The sequence below is a fragment of the Streptomyces acidicola genome (assembly GCF_009377235.1).
GTDB classification, from domain to species: Bacteria; Actinomycetota; Actinomycetes; order Streptomycetales; family Streptomycetaceae; genus Streptomyces; species Streptomyces acidicola.
Genome location: NZ_VMNX01000205.1, coordinates 1 through 17,111 on the forward strand (window position 1 = coordinate 1; position 17,111 = coordinate 17,111).

Genomic DNA, 17,111 nt, shown 5'->3' on the forward strand with positions numbered 1-17,111 from the left:
GGTTTGGGCGGCGGGGCGGCAGGGGCTGGATCATCGGGCCGACTGCGGTCGGCGGCCTCCCACAAGGCCCGGTACACGCTCGGGTCTGCTCCCAGCGCCCGGCACAGGTCCCGGACGACGGGCCATGGAGGCACGGTCTCGCCGCGGAAGTAGCGGGAGAGGGACGAGTCGCTGATGCGGACCTGGGTTTCCAGGGCGCGAAGCGTGCGTCCCGAGCTTCGCTGCAGTCCCCGCAGCGCCTCGCCCAGCCTCCGTGCTGCCGCTGCGTCCTGCGGACGTTGGCCACTCATTGACAAGGGTCTCCCTGCAGGTGCCGCAACCGTGTCCCACGGGCTGCTTCATGTCCCGGGACGGATACGTCCCAGCAGGTCAGGAATGTATTGATCCCGACATCGGTGAAGCAAACGGGACCCGCTGGTAAAGAGCGATCCATCACCGCAAACTCGGCGTACCGGCTGCGCAGATCACCCCCGAGGGTGAGCGGGCCGGTGGCCATGGCCGTGTCGGCACAAGCCGCATGAGCCGACTGTGAACCCCCTACCGAAAGGAAGCTTCACCATGCGTGTACGTACCATGTTCGCCGCCCTCGCAGCGATCGCCGTGACAGGGCTCGGCCTGAGCGCAGCGGCGCCCGCAGTCGCGGCGCCTGCCGCGGCCTCCTCGCATGTGACGGCCGTCCAGGCGGCCGACGGCCTCAACGTCCACCGGGGCAAGTACCTCACCCTGAGCGGCTGCCAGACGGCCGGTCAGCAGGGCATCGATCGCGGACACTGGGACGCCTACCAGTGCGCCGACGGCACCTGGCCCTGGCGGTGGAACCTGTGGACCAACCGCTGAGAACGTAGCGTCGTCGGCGGCCCCCTGAACACAGGGAGGCCGCCGACAGCCGCGGGCTGCCGGGCTGCTGACGGCCCGGCCGAACCCGCCCGCTGTGTCATGCGCTCCCGGATTTCGACGGCGGTCTGCCGGCGGGCGGTGTCGGGACGGACCAGCACTCCGGTTGTCCGGACGTCGGCGGCCAGGGCGCCCGCGTAGTGCCGGTGTGCCGACTCGTACAGGGCCCGGCCGAGTCGTACGGCGCCGCCATGCCGGTCCAGTACGGCCTGCACGAGGTCGGCGACCTGGGTCTTTCCGGCGCCGGGCTGTCCGGTGACGACGACCACGACCGGCCGGGCCTGTGTGGCGGGGGCTGTTCACTCTGGGGTGGTGATGTCGAGGTGGGCGTGCTGTGTGCGGTCCGACGAGGGACCCGTTTCCACGGCGAGCACCCCTGGCTCCACCACCCAGGCCAGGTCGCGGTCCAGTGAGGCCAGGGTGTCGTCGTCGATGCTGAAGACTGCCTCGGCCTGCGCGCCCGGGGCGACGAGGAGGTGGGTGAACCCGCGCAGTTCGCGGACGCGGGGCCATGAGGTGGTGCCTGAGACGCGGCGTACGTAGAGCTGGACCGTTTCGTGGGCGGGTCGGTTTCCGGTGTTGCGGACGGTGACCCGGCAGGTCAGGCGGGGGTCTCGCGTGCTGACGCTGTCGTGCGACAGCCGTGGCGGGCCGTACTCGACGGTGGTGTACGACAGGCCGTGTCCGAAGGCGTGACGTGGGTGGTGGCTCTGGTCGACGTATCCCCGGTAGCGGTGGTCCTTGCGGTTGTAGAAGACGGGCAGTTGGGCCGCCGAGCGCGGTACCGACACCGGGAGGCGGCCACGGGGCTCGTGGACGCCGAACAGCACCTCGGCGACCGCGCGGCCGCCGTCGGGCCCCGGGTACCAGGCGGTCAGCACCGCGGCCGCCGTGCCGTGCAGGTCGGGCAGGGCGTGCGGGCGGCCCTGGACGAGGACCACGACGACCGGTGTGCCGGTCGCCGCCACCGCGTCGAGCAGGGCCCGTTGGCCGGCCGGCAGGGCGATGTCCGCCAGATCGACGCCCTCGCCACAGGTCATGCCGGGGGAGGCGCCCGTGCCGGCCACCGCCGCTCCGTTGGCGTCGAAGACGGTGTCGGGGCGACGGGCGCTGGAGCCGCCCAGCACGAGCACCGCCACGTCGGCGCCGGAGGCCGCCGCGACGGCCTCCGGCACGCCCGTGAGATCGTCACCGACCAGTTCACAGCCGTGTGCGTGTACGACTTCGGTGCCCGGCGGGATGAACGCGCGCACCCCCTCAAGGACGGTGACGCCGCTGCCCGGCCGCTGGGGCGCGGTGTAGTCGCCGGTCTGCTGTTCGACGGAGTCGGCGTTGGGGCCGATCACGGCGATCCGGCGCAGTGCCGGGGACAGCGGCAGCACCTCGCCGTCGTGCGAGAGCAGGGTGACGGACGCCCGGGCGACACGCTCCGCGAGTTCGGCCACCTTCCGGCGGCCGGACCGCCCGTCGCCGGCCGCCGCGGGGGCCTGGTCGAAGAGCCCGAGGCGGAACTTCAGGGCGAGTACCCGGGCCACCGCCGTGTCGAGTTCCGCTACGAGGGAGGGCTCCCGGGCCACGGCCTCGGCCAGCCTGGGGAAGCAGTCGTCCCACAGGCTCAGGTCGCACCCGGCGCGCAGGGCCAGCGCCCCGGCCGCCACCGGGTCCCCGGTCAGCCGTGTCAGACGGTCGATGGCGCCACCGTCGGCCATGACGAGACCTTCGAACCCCCACCTCTCACGCAGTACTTCCGTGAGCAGATGACGGTTCGCGACACAGGGCAGTCCGTCGAACTCGTTGTAGGCGGCCATCACCCCGCTCGCCCCGGCAGCGACCCCGGCCCGCGCCGCCACGAGATGGATCTCGTGCAGCTCACGTGCCCCGAGGTCGGTCGCCGCGCTGTTGCGGCCGCCGACCGTGGCGCCCTGTCCCGCGAAGTGCTTCAGTACGACGCCCACCCCGGCCTGACGGGTCCCCTCGACGAGGGCTTCGGTGAGCCGGGCCGCCAGGTAGGGATCCTCGCCGAAGCACTCCTCGGCGCGCCCCCAGCGGGGATCGCGCACCAGGTCGAGGGCGGACACCAGGGCCAGGTGCGCACCTCTGGCGCGCAGTTCGGCGCCGGCCGCGGCCGCCGCCTCGGCGTACAGCCCCGGATCCCAGGTGGCGCCCACCGACAGGTTGACCGGCAGCACGGTGCCGTCCAGGGCCTGGTGACCGTGGGGCATCTCCTCGACCAGCAGGACGGGGATGCCGAGCCGGGTGTTCTCCATGACGTGCCGTTGCACTGCGGCGGCCATGCGGGCACCGTCGCCGGCGTCCAGTCCGTCGTCGAAGCCGACGCCGGACCAGGCGTCCGCGCGCTGCAGCCCGTACAGGGCGCCCATGCCGCCGAACGCGGCGACCTCGTCCGTGAACCTGTCGGTCAGCCGGTGGCCGTCAGCGGTGCGCCGGTAGGCGTGCCAGCCGTACAGGCGCTGGTTGACCTGTCCGACCTTCTCCGCGAGGGTCATCCGGCCCAGCAGGTCGCGAACGCGTTCGGTCACCGAAGCGGCCGGGTCGCGATAGCGCGGGAGGGCGGTCGCGGTCATCGCAGCTCCAGTACGGCGACGGCGTACGCGTCGAGCGTCACCTCGGTCACCGGTGCGCCGTCGCGCAGGGTGTGCAGGGTGCCGTCGGCGGCGGGGCGGACGGTGAGCGGTGCGGGGCTCTGGCTGACCAGCCACACGAAACGGCGGCCGTCGGTGTGGATCAGGACGTCGGCGCCCACGTGCGGGTCGTCGACGGTGACCGGGCGCCGTACTCCCGCGGCCTCGGCCAGCGCCGCGTACAGGCGGTGCGTGGCGTCGGGGTTGACGTGTGGGGTGCGGGCCGCCATGTGTTCCAGCGGATAGGTGGCCAGGACGGTACGTCCCGAGCCCGTCTCGCGGACCGTCAGCGCGGGCCGGCCGTGCGCGTCCACGGCCACCACCCGGGCATCCCGTGGCACCACGGGCAGATAGGCGCGGCTGTCCTCGTTCCCGGCGACCGGGAACCGCAGGACCTCGCCGGCCAGGGGTCCGCCGAAGTCCTCGGTGAAGGTCATCTCCAGGACGTCGTCCTCGATCGGTTCGGCGACGCCGTACGACAACTGCGACTCGACGCCGAACAACCCGTCGAGGTCGTCGAACCAGGGGCCGCGGGTGCCGGGGTGTTCGCCGGAGCAGAACGACAGGTACACGGTGGAGCCGGACTCGGCCCGGCGGGCCAGTTCCCGGCGGGTGCGGGTGGTGAGCTGCCGGGTGGCCGGCAGCAGGTACAGGGCGGCCTGCCCGGGGAGCAGGTCGGCCTCGCGGAGGAAGCCCACCGGGAGGTCGGCGGCGCGTGCGGAGACGTACCCCTGATGCAGGGACGTGAAGATGAGCGGCCGGTCGGCCGGCCGGCTGTAGGGGTAGCCGCGTTCGAGGAAGGCGGGCACCACGAAGGCGGCGTCGGCGTCCGCGCGCCGGCAGCGGGCGAAGTCCACCGCCTTCAGCACCTCGGCGAACGCGGCGAGTTCGCGTAGCGGTTCCTTCGGCGCCCCGGTGGAGTCGGTGATGCCGAAGTGCATCTCGAACGGGTGGTGGTCGTAGGGCGACCGGTCCCACAGGTCGTCGTAGTCGGTGTTGTTCCAGGCGATCCAGCCGGTCGCCCCGCCGAGCAGCGAGTTGTGCAGGGTCTGGCGGTAGTAGACACCCGCGTTCGCCGCGGAGACGGTGTCGGTGGACAGGCCGAACTCCTCCAGAACGACCGCCTGCCCGGTCACCGCGGCCAGTTCGCACTCGAACGCGGCGCGGTAGTGCTGCCGGGGCCGGTCGGTGTCCGAGCGGTAGACGTGCGGGCCGACGAAGTCGACGTACTCGGCCGTCTCCCGCAGCGAGAAGCCGTTGTCGCGGCCGGTCACCTCGATGCCCCAGGCACCGTCGCCGAGCGACACCGGCTGGGTGGCGCCGGTGGCGCGCACCGCGTTGCACATGGCCTGTGCCCACGCCGTCACCACGTCGGACGAGGGCGGGTCGATCTGGTGGATCCGGCCGTAGCCGGGCATCTCGTTGGTGATCAGCCAGCCGGTGACCGCCGGATGGTCCTTGAAGCGCCGGGCCATCCGGGACACGAACCAGGCCTGACGGCCCACCATCCACACGTCCTCGTACAGGTCACGGCCGCCCCGCCAGGCGGGGTCCCAGTTCTCCCCGGACATGTGGCCGACGATGAACGTGGGCACGGTTGCCATGCCGGTCTCGGTGTGTGCGTCGAGGAAGTCCTCGAAGCGGCCGCACAGTTCGTCGTCGACGCGGTGCGGCTCGGGGTGGAAGTCCGGCCAGTAGAAGAACGACCGGGTCATGGTCAGCCCGTGCTCGGCCAGCACGCGCAGTTCGTCGCGCACGGTCTTGGGTTCGTAGGTCCGCCACATCAGCGGACCGCCGGCGCGGGACCAGAAGTTGGCGCCGAGCCAGGGCAGGACGTCGGGCTGGTGGGTGAGCTGGGCGCTGTGGCGTCGCATGGTCCTTCTCGTGGGGGTCGGGTACGGGCGGTGCGCAGGGTGCTCGGGATCAGTTCGGGGCCGGGCCGGTGGACTCGCGGACGACCAGCTTCGGCCGTCCGGTCAGCGGGAGGTCCTCGACCTCCTCGCCGCACAGGCCCAGCAGCAGTCGGGCGGCGGCCGCGCCGACCTGCTGCACACGCTGGTCGACGGTGGTCAGGCGGGGGTGCAGCCAGCTGCCGAGGGGGAGGTTGTCGTAGCCGACGACGGACACGTCCCGCGGCACGTGGTGTCCGGCGCGCTGGACGGTGCCGATGCCGCACACGGCCATCGAGTCGTTGGCGTAGACGAGGGCGGTCGGTCGGCCGGGCGCGGCCAGCAGGGCCTCGGTGGCGCCGACGGCCATGCGCTCGCTGAAGTCGGTGTGCAACACCGCGAACGGACGCAGCCCGGCCGCTCGCAGGGCCTTCTCGAAGGCCCCTCGGCGCAGCCGCGTGTGCTGGAGCTCGGGCGGTCCGGCGATGTAGGCGATGCGCCGGTGGCCCAGGTCCAGCAGATGCGTCACGGCCTCCGCGACGCCGGCGCCCTGGTCGCCGAGTCCGACGCGCGGGACCACGGCCCTGCCGTCGGGGGAGCCGAGCAGCACGGCGGGCAGCCCGAGCCGGGCCAGCAGGGCGGGGCGGGCGTCGTCGTCGCGCGCGTCGGTCAGCACGGCGCCGTCGACGCGGCCCTCGGCGGCGAGCCGCTCGTACAGGGCGTTCTCCTCGCGCATCCCGGTGACCAGGTGCAGCAGCAGGCCGTAGCCGCGCGGCGCCAGTTCGCCCTCGATACCGGTGATCAGCTCGCTGAAGTGCGGGTCGGCGCCCAGCACATCGGTCGGGCGGCGTACCACCAGGGCCAGGGTGCGGGTGCGGGCGTGGCGCAGCGCCGCCGCCGGCGCGCTGGGTGACCAGCCCAGGTCGGCCGCCGCGTCCAGGATCCGGCGACGGGTCGCCTCGGACAGCCGGCCCTTGTGGTTGAAGGCCTGGGAGACCGCGGCGGTCGACACCCCCGCGGCCGTGGCGACGGCCTTGATGGTGGGGCGGCGGCCCGCCCGCTCGGCGGCCGCGCTCACATCTTCACCGCGCCGCTGACCAGTGCCTGCTGCATGCGCTTCTGCAGGACGGTGTACACGACCCACACCGGAACCAGGGTCAGCACGGTGCCCGCGGTCAGGACGCCGTAGTCCGTGCCCGTGATCGCCTTCAGGGTGGGCAGGGCGACCTGGACGGTGCGCTGCTCGGGGTCGGGGCCGATGATGACCAGGGAGTACAGGTACTCGTTCCAGAACGTCAGGAAGTTGAGCAGGAGCACGGTCGCGATGCCCGGCAGGCACATCGGGGTGTATACATGCCGCAACACGGCGAACGTCGAGGCGCCGTCCAGCCGTGCCGCCTCCTCCATCTCGGCCGGGATGGTGCGCATGAACTGCACGAGGATCACCACCGACAGCGGCAGCGCGGTCGCGGGCAGGAACAGCACCATGAAGAGGCGGGTGTGGAACAGGCCGGTGGCGGCCGCCAGCAGAAACGTCGGGAACAGGGCGGCGAAGGTGGGGATGAGGAACCCCAGCGAGAACACCTTCTCGACGACGGCCGCGGTACGCCCGGTGGACCGTGCCAGGGCGAACGCGGCGGGCACCGCCAGCAGCAGGGTCAGCGCCAGCGAGAACACCGTCACCAGCGCCGAGTTGACTACGGCCAGACCGAGGTCGGCGCCCTCGAACGCGGTGCGGAAGTTGTGCAGACCGAGCGAGGAGGGCGGCGCGAAGGGATGCGCGAAGATCTCGTCGTTGGTCTTGAAGGCCGAGGCGAGGAAATAGTAAAGGGGGACGACGAGCAGCACCGCGTACGTCCACACCAGGATGTGCGCCGGGAGCCAGCGCCTGCCGAGCTTCATGGTGAGGGAGTCCGATCAGTAGGTCTGGCGGAAGACACGGCGGATGACGAGCAGGCCGGCGAGCCCGGTCAGGAAGAGGAACACCCCGACGGTCTGGCTGTAGCCGAGGTCCGCGGCGATGAACGCCTTCTGGTACACGAGGAACGACAGTGTCGTCGACGACGTGCCGGGACCGCCCTGCGTCAGCAGCAGCACGTTCTGGGCGGAGCCGAACAGCGTCCACAGGAACTGCAGCATCGTCACCACGCCCACGTAGTCGCGGATCACCGGGAAGTGCACCGTCCACATGGTCCGCCAGTGCCCGGCCCCGTCCAGCTGGGCGGCCTCGCCCAGTTCGTCCGGGACACTGCTCAGCCGCGCCGCGAACAGCACGGCGGTGAACCCGATGCCGCTCCAGAGGTCCAGCGCGATCAGACAGGCCAGCGCCGTCGACGGGGACGCCAGCCAGGCGTCGGTCAGCGCGCCCCGACCGGCGCTCTGCAGCGCCCCGTTGACCAGCCCGTCGGGCGAGAGGGCGGCATAGAACACCATCGCCTTCGCCGGCGTGGAAATCAGTCCGGGAATGAACAGCAGATAGCGGATCACCCGGTGCCCCGGCGGCCGCTGGGCGACGTAGTAGCCCACCATGTACGCGCACACGATCATCACCGGCAGCGCGACGGCCAGTTGGACGGCCGTGTTGCGTACGGCGTCCCAGAACACCGGGTCGTCCAGGACGGTACGGACATTGCCGAGGCCGGCGAACGACACCGGCTGGAGCATGCCCGGCCAGTGCAGCGCGGCGATCACGAAGATGGCGAGCAGCGGCCCGACCATGAAGATCAGATACCAGACCAGGGCCGGTACGGCCAGTACGGTGCCGCCCTGCCTCGGCGTGCGGCGCGCCCCGGCGGGGGAGGAGGGCGGACTGGGCCGGCGGGCCGCGGTGCCGTCCGGTGTCGTCGTCAGCGTCGTCATGCGGTGACTCCGGGGATCGAGTCGGCGGGAGGGTGAAGGGACGGCCGGTTCATACGGACCGGTACGCGGACTCGAGCGCCGCGCGGACCCGGGCCGCACTCGTGCCGCGGGTGAACGAGGTACTGGTGGCGGTGATCAGCGGCTGGGTGGCGGCCGGTGGCACGTACACATCGGGCAGCAGGACTTCGCTCACGCCGGAGCCGAGCCGCTGTGCGGCGGCGACCAGCGGAAAGTCCGCGCTCACGGCGTCGGTGTGCAACGCCATGTCACGGCCGCTCTCCTGGACGAACCGCGCCACGGTTTCCGGCCCGTACATGAAGCGGATGAACTTCTCGACGTGCTCGATCTTGCGGACGCCGTTCGGGCTGATCCAGAAGCCGATGAGCGTGAACGCGCGGATGACCGTCGGCTTGTCGTGCGCCGCGCCGTCGGCCAGCGGCCAGCCGCCGACCTCGGTGTGGCGGGCCACGTTCTCCGGCACCTTGGCCAGCGCGGAGGACATGGCCGACTGCGCGGCCGCCGCCTGGGTGTTGAACTGCGTGTTCATGGTGTCGGAGGTGAGCCCCTGTGCCTTGTCGGCGAAGACGCCGGCGTCGCGCAGGGTGGTGAAGTACTCGATGCCCTCGCGGGCGCCCCGGCTGCCGAAGTCGCCGGTGGAGTAGGCGTGCCGGGCCTCGTCCGGGGTGAGGAAGGTCTGGATGATCTGCGCCAGCAGCTTCTGTCCCGTCCAGTCGTTGCCGCCGACCGTCACCGGGGCGATCCCCTTGGCGCGCAGCTTGCGGGCGGCGGCGATCAGCTGGTCGCCCGTGGTGGGTATCGCGTCCACGCCCGCCCGGTCCAGCAGCGCCCGGTTGTAGGCGACCGGCCAGTTGGTGGCGAAGTACGGAAAGGCGCGCAGTCTGCCCTTGCCGTCCGTCCACGCCGACAGCGCGGCGGGCAGGACGCGCTCACGCAGCCTCCAGTCGTCGAGGTAGCCGCCGACGTCGACAGTGGCGTCCACGTCGGTCCACGCGAGGGTCTTGTCGTAGAGGTTGACCATCACGACGTCGGCCTCCTTGCGGGCCAGCCGCGAGGTCTCGTAGACCTGCCCGAGGTCGTCGCCGTTGATGAGGTTCTTCACCTTCAGCCCCGGGTTCTGCGCGCGGAAGCGGTCCAGGGCGGACAGATAGGTGGCCGAGCCCGGGGCGGTGGTGCCGAGCTGGGTGTGGACGACGAGGGTGTCCGGATCGGAGGCCGCCGCGGCCAACGACGAGCAGCCGGACACAGCAGGCAGGGCAGCGGTCGCAGCCAGACCGGAGCCGGCGGCGAGCAGGCCGCGCCGGGTCAGCGATGAGCGCACAGCGGTGGTCTCCAACCAAGCGGTTAACGATTGGTTAATCGATGTACCTCGTGAGGTGCGAGGACTTTAGGGAGCACACGGGCCGTGGTCAAGGGATGCGACGCGGAAACCGAAACGGCTGCCGGCCGGTCGCCGCGGTACCTGGCCGTCCGCGACTGCCGCGGAGCCCAATGGTGGCGCCATTGCCCGACCGCTACAGCCACCCCGGCTTGTTCACCCCGCCCTACGGCAGGTGCTCGACGGCCAGGCGGATGACGGCTCCCTCGATGGTTTCGATGCCGAACTCGCTGCCGTGCTTGGGCGGTTGGCCGCCCCTGAGAATCGTAGGCAGGCGGTGGTGTCGGCCGGCGCATCACGCGGTCCGAGCGCAGACGACCGAAGGTCTCGACGGGCAGCCCGCCCAGCAGAAGCGCGGGGCGCGGGGCGTTGTGCTGTGTGTGATCTGGTCATTTGAGACCGGTCAGTGTGATGCCGCGGACGAAGTAGCGCTGGCTGAGGATGAGCAGCAGGGCGGTGGGGAGGAAGGCGATGACCGAGCCGGCGGCGGTGAGATGCCAGAGCTGGAAGTGCTCCTCGCTGAACCGCGTCAGTCCGACTGGGATGGTCCGCATTTCCTCGTCGCTGGTGGTGACGAGCGGCCAGAGGAACTCGTTCCACTGGAAGACGAAGGTGAACAGCCCGAGAACCGCCAGCGCCGGCTTGGTCTGCGGAAGGACGATCCGCCAGTAGATGGTGAACTCCCCGGCACCGTCAACCCGGGCCGCCTGGATGAGGTCGTCCGGGATCGGCTGGATGAACTGGCGCATCAGGAAGATCCCGAAGCCGTCCATCAGGAACGGCAGGATGAGTGCCTGGTAGCTGTCCAGCCAGCCGAGGTCGGACATCATCACGTACAGCGGAATCATCCGTACGAAGAACGGGATCATGAGGGTGGCCAGGATCGCCAGGAACAGGGTGTTGCGGAACGGGAAGCGGAACTTCGCGAACACGTAGCCGACCAGCGGGTCGAAGGCCAGATGGGCCAGCGTGATGGCGCCGGCCACGACCACACTGTTGACGATGAAGCGACCGAACGGTGCCTGCTCGAACAGCTGCGCATAGTTCTGGAACTGCGGGGAGTCCGGCCACAGCACGGCACCGCCGGACAGCGTCTCGCCCTGGGTCTGCAGCGACAGCGACACCATGTACAGCAGCGGGGTGACGGTGAGCAGGCAGGCCAGCGTGAGCAGCACGTAGCCGGCCGCGCGGGACGGCCGGCTCCTGTCGGTGACCGGGGCCATCAGTACTGCACCTCCCCGCGCCGTCCGGTCCGCAGTTGGACGAGAGTGAAGGCCACGATGACGAGCATCAGGAGCACGGACAGGGCGGAGGAGTAGCCGAAGTCACGGTCCCGGAAGGCGGTTTCGTAGACGTGGTACACGTACAGGTCCGTCTGTTTCGCCGGGCCGCCGCCGGTGATGATGTACGCCTGCCCGAAGGCCTGCAGCCCGGAGATGACGGCCATGACCGAGACGAACAGCGTGGTCGGGGCGAGCAGTGGCAGGGTGATGCAGCGGAACCGGCGCCACGCCCCGGCGCCGTCCACCGTCGCGGCCTCGTAGTACTCCTGCGGGATGCCCTGGAGACCTGCCAGGAAGAGCATCATCGTGTAGCCGGTGATCATCCAGAGGGTGACCGCGACGATGGTCGCCAGCGGATGGGTGATGAGCCACTGCTGGGTGGGCAGGCCGAGTTCGGTGAGGACCCGGTTCAGGATGCCGGTCTGCGGGTCGAGGATGTTCTGCCACAGCAGCCCGATGACCGCGATCGAGGTGAGGTAGGGCACGAGGAGCGCCAGCCGGAAGAGCGTGCGGCCGCGTAGCGGGCGGTTGGCCAGCAGGGCGAGGGCCAGCCCGAGCACGATCGCGCCGATGGTGGTGGCCGCGGCGAAGATCAGGGTGACCTTGAAGGAGTTGCGGGCGTCAGGGTCGCGGAACGCGTCGGCGTAGTTGCCGAGTCCGTCGAACCGGTCGGCGTGCGGGCCGGTGAGGGTGCTGGTGTTGAGGATGTCGGCGATGGGTGTGTAGAAGAAGACCGCGAAGAACACGAGGGCGGGCGCCAGGAACAGATAGGCGGTCCGGGCCTCGCGGCGGGCGATGGAGGTTTTCCGGGCCCCGCGGTGGGTGATCGGGGCCTTGCCGGCCTTCCGGTGGGTGATCGGGGTCTTCCCGGTCTTCCGGTGCGTGATCGAAGTTCGCGGCGCACGGGATCGCATACGCTGCCGTCCCCCGTCAGTCCGTGATGAGCTTGCGGGCGGCGTCGGTGTATTCGCGGTAGGCCGTCGGCACGGCTTTCCCCGTCATGAGCACGCTCTGGTAGAGGGTCTTCCACGCCTGGTCCAGTTCGGTGCCCTTGCCGCTGAGGTACGTCTGAGGATGGGCGTCCTCCGCGTAGGTCAGGCCCTGGGCGAACGCGGCGATGTCCGCGTCCCGCTTCACCTCGGGATTGCCGCTCCAGGACCTGCGCGGCATCAGCATGCCGGTCTCTTTCGTGGCCGCCAACTCGGTTTCCAGGGTGGTCATGCGCTTGATGAAGTCCCAGGACAGGTCCGGCCTGGGCGCTTTCTTCGGGATGAACAGACTGGTGCCCGCGAGGAGGGTGGCCTGACGGCGTCCGGTGGGCATCTGCGCGATGCCGAATTCCAGGTCCGGCGAGCTCTGTCCGATCACCGGCAGGTCCCACGGCCCGGTGACGATCATGGCGGCCCGCTCGGCCGAGAACGCCTTCTGCGGAGCGGAGTAGTCCTTGCTCGGCACGGGGACCGGGGACACCTTGTGCCGGTGCACCAGGTCGGCCTGGAACTGCAGCGCCTCGATCGCGGCGTCCTGGGGCTGCATCACCTTCTTGGTCCTGTTGTCGTACTCCAGCACCCCGTTCTGCAGCATCCACGGCCAGCCGTACGCCTGGTCCTGGTTGAGCTGCAGTCCGTACACGCCGTCGTGGGTCAACTCCTTGGCCACGTCCACCACCTCCTCCCAGGTCGTGGGCGGCTGGACACCGGCGTCGGCGAACATCTCCTTGTTGTAGACGAGCAGTTGGCAGGTCATGTGCAGCTGGATGCCGTACACCTCGCCCGAGTGCGTGTTGTGCTTCACCGCCGCCGACTGCCAGTCGTCCGGGAAGCCCATCGCCTTCCCGTCCTCGTCGAGGTACTTCTGCAGCGACAGCGCATCCCCGCTCAGCGCGTACCTCTGGGCCCAGCCGCCCGGCTCCTCCAGCACGTCCGGTGCCCGGCCCGCCTGCAGATCGGCGAGCAGCCGGGTCTCCAGCTCCTCCCACTGGTACATCTGCAGCCGGACCGTGACGTCGTGGTCGTTCTCGAACTCCTTGATGACCTTCTGGTACGCCTCGTAGTTGTGGCCCGGGTTCCAGTAGGCGGTGAACGTGCCGCTTTTGCCACCGCCCTGCTCGGAGTCCGACTCGGGCGCGCCCGAACCGCAGGCGGTCAGTCCGGTGGCCGCGGCAGCGGCCCCGGCCAGACCGAGCACACGGCGGCGGCTGATCCCTGGAGCGTTGCTGGCAGACATGTGGTGCTCCTCTCGGGGGGTTACGGGGAACGTGTGGTCGTGACACCTCTCCCGCCGGTCTCGTGACTCATGCCGACTCGCGGCGGATGAAGGACCAGGGCAGGACCAACTCCCGCTCGGCAGGCGGGTGATCGGCCGTCAGTCGGTCGAAGAGCAGCTGGACCACGCCCGAGTAGTCCAGGTGCGGCTGGCCGGCCGTGCTCAGCGCGGGCTTGACGACCTGCCCCTCGGGCAGATTGCCTACGCCGACCACGGCGGCGTCGCCGGGCACGCTGCGACCGGAGTCGCGTATCGCCCACATGGCGTTGATCGCGGCCCGGTCGGAGGTGGCGAAGACGGCGTCCGGCGGCTCCGGCAACCGCAACAGGGCCTCGACGGCGCGGTAGCCGGCGACCCGGTCGTCCGCGCCGGCGAAGATGAGCGCCTCGTCGCGCGCGAGGCCGTGCCGCGCCAGGGCATCGAGGTAGGCCACGTATCGCTCGTGCGCCTCGCCGTCCGGCTCCCGGCCGGTGCGGTGACCGACGAACGCCACGCGTCGCCGCCCGCTCGTGATCATGTGATCCAGTGCCTCGCCGCAGGCCTGTCGCTCCGGTACGCGTACCACGTCGAAGCCCTTCGGGACCACGCTGTTGTCGATGACGGTCATCGCGAGGCGGCTGCGCACCAGCGAGTCCAGGTCGAGTGCGGGCAGGAACCGCTCCGCCCAGATCAACGCCCCGTCGGCGATGCCCCGCCGCAGCAGTGCATGCGCGTGAGCCGCACGGGCGGGGGAATCGGCGACGAGCACGATCACGCCGTATCCGGTCCTGTCGGCCGCGGCGTGCAGTTCCCGGGCCATCTCGTCGTACGTCGGCACGCCGATGGAGCCGACGACCAGGCAGACCCTCCCCCAGTGCCCAAAGGGCCTGGGAGGTGCCCCCAGGTGCGCTGCGTGCGCAGGCCGCGTGCGGAACTGCTGGGGACGTATCCGAGTTCCCGCACCGCGGTCAGCACCCGCTCCCCGGTCTCAGCGCCGACCAGACCGTCACGTCCGTTGACCACGTAACTGACCGTCGCCACCGACACCCCGGCGCGGGTGGCCACTTCATGCACCGTCGGGCGGCTCCGCTGCTGCATTTATACGTTTAAGCAACGGCAGGCGCGGGACGTCAACCCCCGTGACACGCCTGGGCTTCGGCAAGCCGGTGCTCCCATGCCGCGGGAGCGGACGAGGTGTGAAGCAGACGTCGGACCCCACGGGGCGGACTCACACTCAGCGCCGAGCTCGGTGAGCAGCCGCAAATGGTGCTTCATTACATGGTGAGTGACATCGATCTGGAGGGTGTCCAGATCCGCGCTGAGCTTGTCCCAACTGGTCATCTCGGGCGGACCGCTCGGGGTGGCGGTCACCGGTTCGCCACCGGGCGGCAGTTGTCTGTTGGTGGCCGCTCGGGCGCGGGACTGCCGGTGGAGCTCAGCAGCCTGCACCAACAGGTCCCGTCGCGTCAGGTCGCCCGCGAGAGGACCGAGCGCGCCGATGCGGGTGAGGCGCTGCGCGAGGGGCAGAGAGGTCGGGCCCGTTGCCACAGGTCCTGCGGGCGCAGGCCGGTGCAGGGCCGGCCGGCCACGAGGCGGGCGGTCTGGGCTTCGCTGACGCCTTGGACGGTGGAGAAGGCGAGCCTCACGCCCCAGCCCTGTTCGCTCTCCGCGCCCACGTGGGCCGGCCCCGCCGGGCCGCGACCACAGGAACGACGAAGCGTCCGGGACCCGGCGGGGTTTCCAGGGCGTCAGTTCATCAGCAGCAGCCGCGTGTTCGGTACGAGTTTCCGGTTCACGCTGGTGCTCTGCACGAAGATCGTGAAGTCGTCGTTGTGGTCCGGCCTGACGCGGACTTCCACGTCCGGCAGGCCGAGAAGGGCTCGGGCCTCGGGCCCCGTGTACACCCGGTCCGTCTTCTTCTCCAGCACCGCGATCTGCTTCTGCGCCTGGACCTTCTCCGACTTACTCAGCTGGTAGAACGCACCACCGGTGCGGTAGGTGTGCCCGGATTCGATGACCCAGTCCCGGATCGCCGCAGCACGAGCCACCGGGATCAGCTGGTACTCCGACGGATTCACCGGGGTGAGACCGGCCGCCTTGATGGTGTCCTTGTTGACCGTCTCCGCACCCGTGGAGAACACCGCCCTGGATCCGCGGATGCCCTGGGTGCGGCCCACCATGAATTTCTCGGTGGCCTGTTGGATGACCTGTCCGGCCTCCTCGAGACCCTGTGTGCTCGTGGCGTCCCATATGGCGATGTTGTCTTTCGGGAACCCGCACTGCGTGGCCTCGCGCTTGCCCATCTGGTCCGGCACGAGGACGGCCAGCGTCCAGTTGTCCTTCTGTGTCTCGATCATCTCGGCCACGGCCTCGACCAGTTCACGCGGATTCCTGGTAGGGGCATCCGGGCAGCGATGACTCGCGTTCTCCTGCCCGTCGGTGAGTACGAACGTCAGGAAGCTGTGGTCGCCGTACAGTTGCGCTGTCTGCGCCAGCTCCCCCTGTGACTTCAGTGCGGCCGCCAGCAGAGCCGTCATTCCACTCGCCCGGTACAGCTGCTTCAGCGACGGCATCCGCAGCACGTCCTTGTCGTAGATGACGCACTCCACCTTGTCTGCGAAGACGTACACCGTGACGCGGGTCTCCTGGTCCAGCTCCCTCGACCGGCGGGCAAGGTAGGCAATCTGCTGATCGGCGACTTCGACGACCTTGCGGCTCAGATGCGACATGGACGAACTGGCATCCAGCACAAGAGCAACGTGATTGATGTAGTTCTGGTTTCCCGACATGACGGCTCCCCCTCTTCCCGACTCGATGTTCCTACCGTCTCACCCACCACTGACAATCGATCTCGGCTCCCGGACTGGAGGAAGAGCCCACCCGGCCAGGGGCGCAGCCGGACGCAGCCCGGGACGCCGAGCACTGTCACAGCCCGGGGCCTGTCTGTGTACTGGTGTGTCCGGCGGGTTCATCGGCCAGCTGGTCGTGACTTCTATGCCCATGCGACGCCCAGCTCAGCGAGCGTGCCCGCTGGGGCTCGGTGAGCTGGGCGCGGCGGGTTTTGCGTTGAGGCTGACTTTGGAGTGGACGCCCTGACAATGGATCTTGGAGGTCCAGGAAGGGATACCCAGGTGGGACGCCAGTCTCCGTACCCGGAGGAGTTTCGGAAGGACGCCGTCGCGTAGTACCGAGCCGCCGGTGGGAAGTGCACGTGCGCGGCAGTGACTGCGGAGCGCCGGCAGGCGTCGCCGAGGAGATCCTGCTCGGTGTGGACACCCACAAGGATGTCCACACCGTGGCCGTCATCACCGTGCTCAGCGCGCCTTGAACAGCCGGAGCTTGCCGGCGACTGCAGAAGGCTATCGCCAACTCGTCTCCTGGGCCCGCTCGTTCGGTGGGCTGCGGCGGGCCGGAGTGGGGTGCACCGGTTTCTGTGGGGCTGCCCCGGCCCGTCACCTGCGCGCCGAAGGCATCGAGGTCACGGAGGTCAACCAGCCCGACAAGGCTGCCCGTCGGCGTCACGGCAAGACCGGCGCAGTCGACGCCGAAGCCGCCGCTCGAGCCGTGCTGTCGGGGCGTGCTGCCGCAGCGGCGAAGTCGAGCGACGGTCCGGTGGAGACGCCGCGGCTGTTCAAGCTGGCCAAGGGATCTGCTCCATAGGGGCATCGATGCCCTGGCCGAGTCGTTCTTCCAGGGTCCCAAGCGGGAGTTGCTCCACGGAAGGCGCTGGACCACGAAAGCCCGGACGCGAGCAACTCTTCCGCCCACTCCGGGGGATCAACCTCAGGTGCGGCCCTGCCCGCCTCTGCGCACAGCACCGAGCTGTGTGCGGTCCAGGCCGGCATCGGTGAACTTCTGGGCCACCGCGCGCAGTACGCGGGCCATGGTACCTGTCTCTTATACA

15 protein-coding genes and 2 pseudogenes are annotated in these 17,111 nt (G+C 70.1%); 2 read left to right on the top strand and 15 right to left on the bottom strand.

The window, feature by feature from the left end; all coding sequences use genetic code 11:
* A partial coding sequence (locus tag FPZ41_RS35560; RefSeq protein WP_152867702.1) for a helix-turn-helix domain-containing protein occupies nt 1-290 on the bottom strand: 290 nt, incomplete at its 3' end.
* A 268-nt stretch (nt 291-558) separates the two neighbouring features.
* Here FPZ41_RS35560 and FPZ41_RS35565 point away from each other — a divergent pair.
* A complete protein-coding gene (locus FPZ41_RS35565) occupies nt 559-837 on the top strand; it encodes a hypothetical protein (protein WP_152867703.1) in 279 nt (92 codons plus the stop codon).
* On the opposite strand, the pseudogene FPZ41_RS35570 reads toward FPZ41_RS35565, so the two are convergent.
* The 14 genes and pseudogenes from FPZ41_RS35570 to FPZ41_RS35640 form a co-directional block, all read right to left on the bottom strand.
* Nucleotides 780-1,169, bottom strand: a pseudogene (locus tag FPZ41_RS35570) (zeta toxin family protein); the annotation flags it as partial. The gene FPZ41_RS35565 and the pseudogene FPZ41_RS35570 overlap by 58 nt on opposite strands.
* A gap of 24 nt (nt 1,170-1,193) precedes the next feature.
* Entirely contained in the window at nt 1,194-3,479 is a 2,286-nt protein-coding gene (locus FPZ41_RS35575) for a glycoside hydrolase family 3 N-terminal domain-containing protein (RefSeq protein ID WP_152867704.1), read from the bottom strand.
* Entirely contained in the window at nt 3,476-5,410 is a 1,935-nt protein-coding gene (locus FPZ41_RS35580) for a cellulase family glycosylhydrolase (RefSeq protein ID WP_152867705.1), read from the bottom strand. Before FPZ41_RS35580 ends, FPZ41_RS35575 begins: the two co-directional genes overlap by 4 nt.
* 49 nt (nt 5,411-5,459) lie before the next feature.
* Nucleotides 5,460-6,503: a LacI family DNA-binding transcriptional regulator gene (locus FPZ41_RS35585; protein ID WP_322621136.1), complete on the bottom strand. Its 1,044-nt coding sequence runs from the start codon at nt 6,501-6,503 to the stop codon at nt 5,460-5,462.
* A complete protein-coding gene (locus tag FPZ41_RS35590; RefSeq protein WP_131568980.1) occupies nt 6,500-7,327 on the bottom strand; it encodes a carbohydrate ABC transporter permease in 828 nt (275 codons plus the stop codon). Before FPZ41_RS35590 ends, FPZ41_RS35585 begins: the two co-directional genes overlap by 4 nt.
* 15 nt (nt 7,328-7,342) lie before the next feature.
* Nucleotides 7,343-8,284 (bottom strand): carbohydrate ABC transporter permease, encoded by a 942-nt coding sequence (locus tag FPZ41_RS35595; RefSeq protein WP_152867706.1) that lies wholly within the window; start codon nt 8,282-8,284, stop codon nt 7,343-7,345.
* A 49-nt stretch (nt 8,285-8,333) separates the two neighbouring features.
* Complete coding sequence (locus FPZ41_RS35600) at nt 8,334-9,623, bottom strand: ABC transporter substrate-binding protein (protein WP_322621137.1); 1,290 nt, start codon at nt 9,621-9,623, stop codon at nt 8,334-8,336.
* Between the two features lie 280 nt (nt 9,624-9,903).
* A pseudogene (locus tag FPZ41_RS50420) lies at nt 9,904-10,054 on the bottom strand (NF041680 family putative transposase); the annotation flags it as partial.
* Between the two features lie 15 nt (nt 10,055-10,069).
* Complete coding sequence (locus FPZ41_RS35610) at nt 10,070-10,903, bottom strand: carbohydrate ABC transporter permease (protein WP_152867708.1); 834 nt, start codon at nt 10,901-10,903, stop codon at nt 10,070-10,072.
* Nucleotides 10,903-11,877: a carbohydrate ABC transporter permease gene (locus tag FPZ41_RS35615; protein ID WP_152867709.1), complete on the bottom strand. Its 975-nt coding sequence runs from the start codon at nt 11,875-11,877 to the stop codon at nt 10,903-10,905. Before FPZ41_RS35615 ends, FPZ41_RS35610 begins: the two co-directional genes overlap by 1 nt.
* A 16-nt stretch (nt 11,878-11,893) precedes the next feature.
* Nucleotides 11,894-13,189 carry a sugar ABC transporter substrate-binding protein gene (locus tag FPZ41_RS35620; protein WP_152867710.1) on the bottom strand — a complete coding sequence of 432 codons (1,296 nt, stop codon included), beginning with the start codon at nt 13,187-13,189 and terminating at the stop codon, nt 11,894-11,896.
* Between the two features lie 67 nt (nt 13,190-13,256).
* Nucleotides 13,257-14,045 (bottom strand): LacI family DNA-binding transcriptional regulator, encoded by a 789-nt coding sequence (locus FPZ41_RS35625; RefSeq protein ID WP_194236328.1) that lies wholly within the window; start codon nt 14,043-14,045, stop codon nt 13,257-13,259.
* A complete protein-coding gene (locus FPZ41_RS50005) occupies nt 13,979-14,305 on the bottom strand; it encodes a LacI family DNA-binding transcriptional regulator (protein ID WP_152867712.1) in 327 nt (108 codons plus the stop codon). The genes FPZ41_RS35625 and FPZ41_RS50005 overlap by 67 nt, the downstream gene beginning before the upstream one ends.
* A 650-nt stretch (nt 14,306-14,955) precedes the next feature.
* Nucleotides 14,956-15,996 carry a vWA domain-containing protein gene (locus FPZ41_RS35640; protein ID WP_152867713.1) on the bottom strand — a complete coding sequence of 347 codons (1,041 nt, stop codon included), beginning with the start codon at nt 15,994-15,996 and terminating at the stop codon, nt 14,956-14,958.
* A gap of 550 nt (nt 15,997-16,546) precedes the next feature.
* Between FPZ41_RS35640 and FPZ41_RS35645 the strand changes: the two genes are divergently transcribed.
* The gene (locus tag FPZ41_RS35645) at nt 16,547-16,867 is read left to right on the top strand and encodes an IS110 family transposase (protein WP_228023186.1); all 321 of its coding nucleotides are present in this window, start codon (nt 16,547-16,549) and stop codon (nt 16,865-16,867) included.
* Nucleotides 16,868-17,111 lie beyond the last annotated feature (244 nt).

Coding starts and splice junctions, on each gene's coding strand:
- FPZ41_RS35590 (WP_131568980.1), bottom strand. CDS start 7,327: ATGAAGCTCGGCAGGCGCTGGCTCCCGGCGCACATCCTGGTGTGGACG.
- FPZ41_RS35575 (WP_152867704.1), bottom strand. CDS start 3,479: ATGACCGCGACCGCCCTCCCGCGCTATCGCGACCCGGCCGCTTCGGTG.
- FPZ41_RS50005 (WP_152867712.1), bottom strand. CDS start 14,305: ATGCAGCAGCGGAGCCGCCCGACGGTGCATGAAGTGGCCACCCGCGCC.
- FPZ41_RS35565 (WP_152867703.1), top strand. CDS start 559: ATGCGTGTACGTACCATGTTCGCCGCCCTCGCAGCGATCGCCGTGACA.
- FPZ41_RS35580 (WP_152867705.1), bottom strand. CDS start 5,410: ATGCGACGCCACAGCGCCCAGCTCACCCACCAGCCCGACGTCCTGCCC.
- FPZ41_RS35615 (WP_152867709.1), bottom strand. CDS start 11,877: ATGCGATCCCGTGCGCCGCGAACTTCGATCACGCACCGGAAGACCGGG.
- FPZ41_RS35640 (WP_152867713.1), bottom strand. CDS start 15,996: ATGTCGGGAAACCAGAACTACATCAATCACGTTGCTCTTGTGCTGGAT.
- FPZ41_RS35620 (WP_152867710.1), bottom strand. CDS start 13,189: ATGTCTGCCAGCAACGCTCCAGGGATCAGCCGCCGCCGTGTGCTCGGT.
- FPZ41_RS35595 (WP_152867706.1), bottom strand. CDS start 8,284: ATGACGACGCTGACGACGACACCGGACGGCACCGCGGCCCGCCGGCCC.
- FPZ41_RS35610 (WP_152867708.1), bottom strand. CDS start 10,903: ATGGCCCCGGTCACCGACAGGAGCCGGCCGTCCCGCGCGGCCGGCTAC.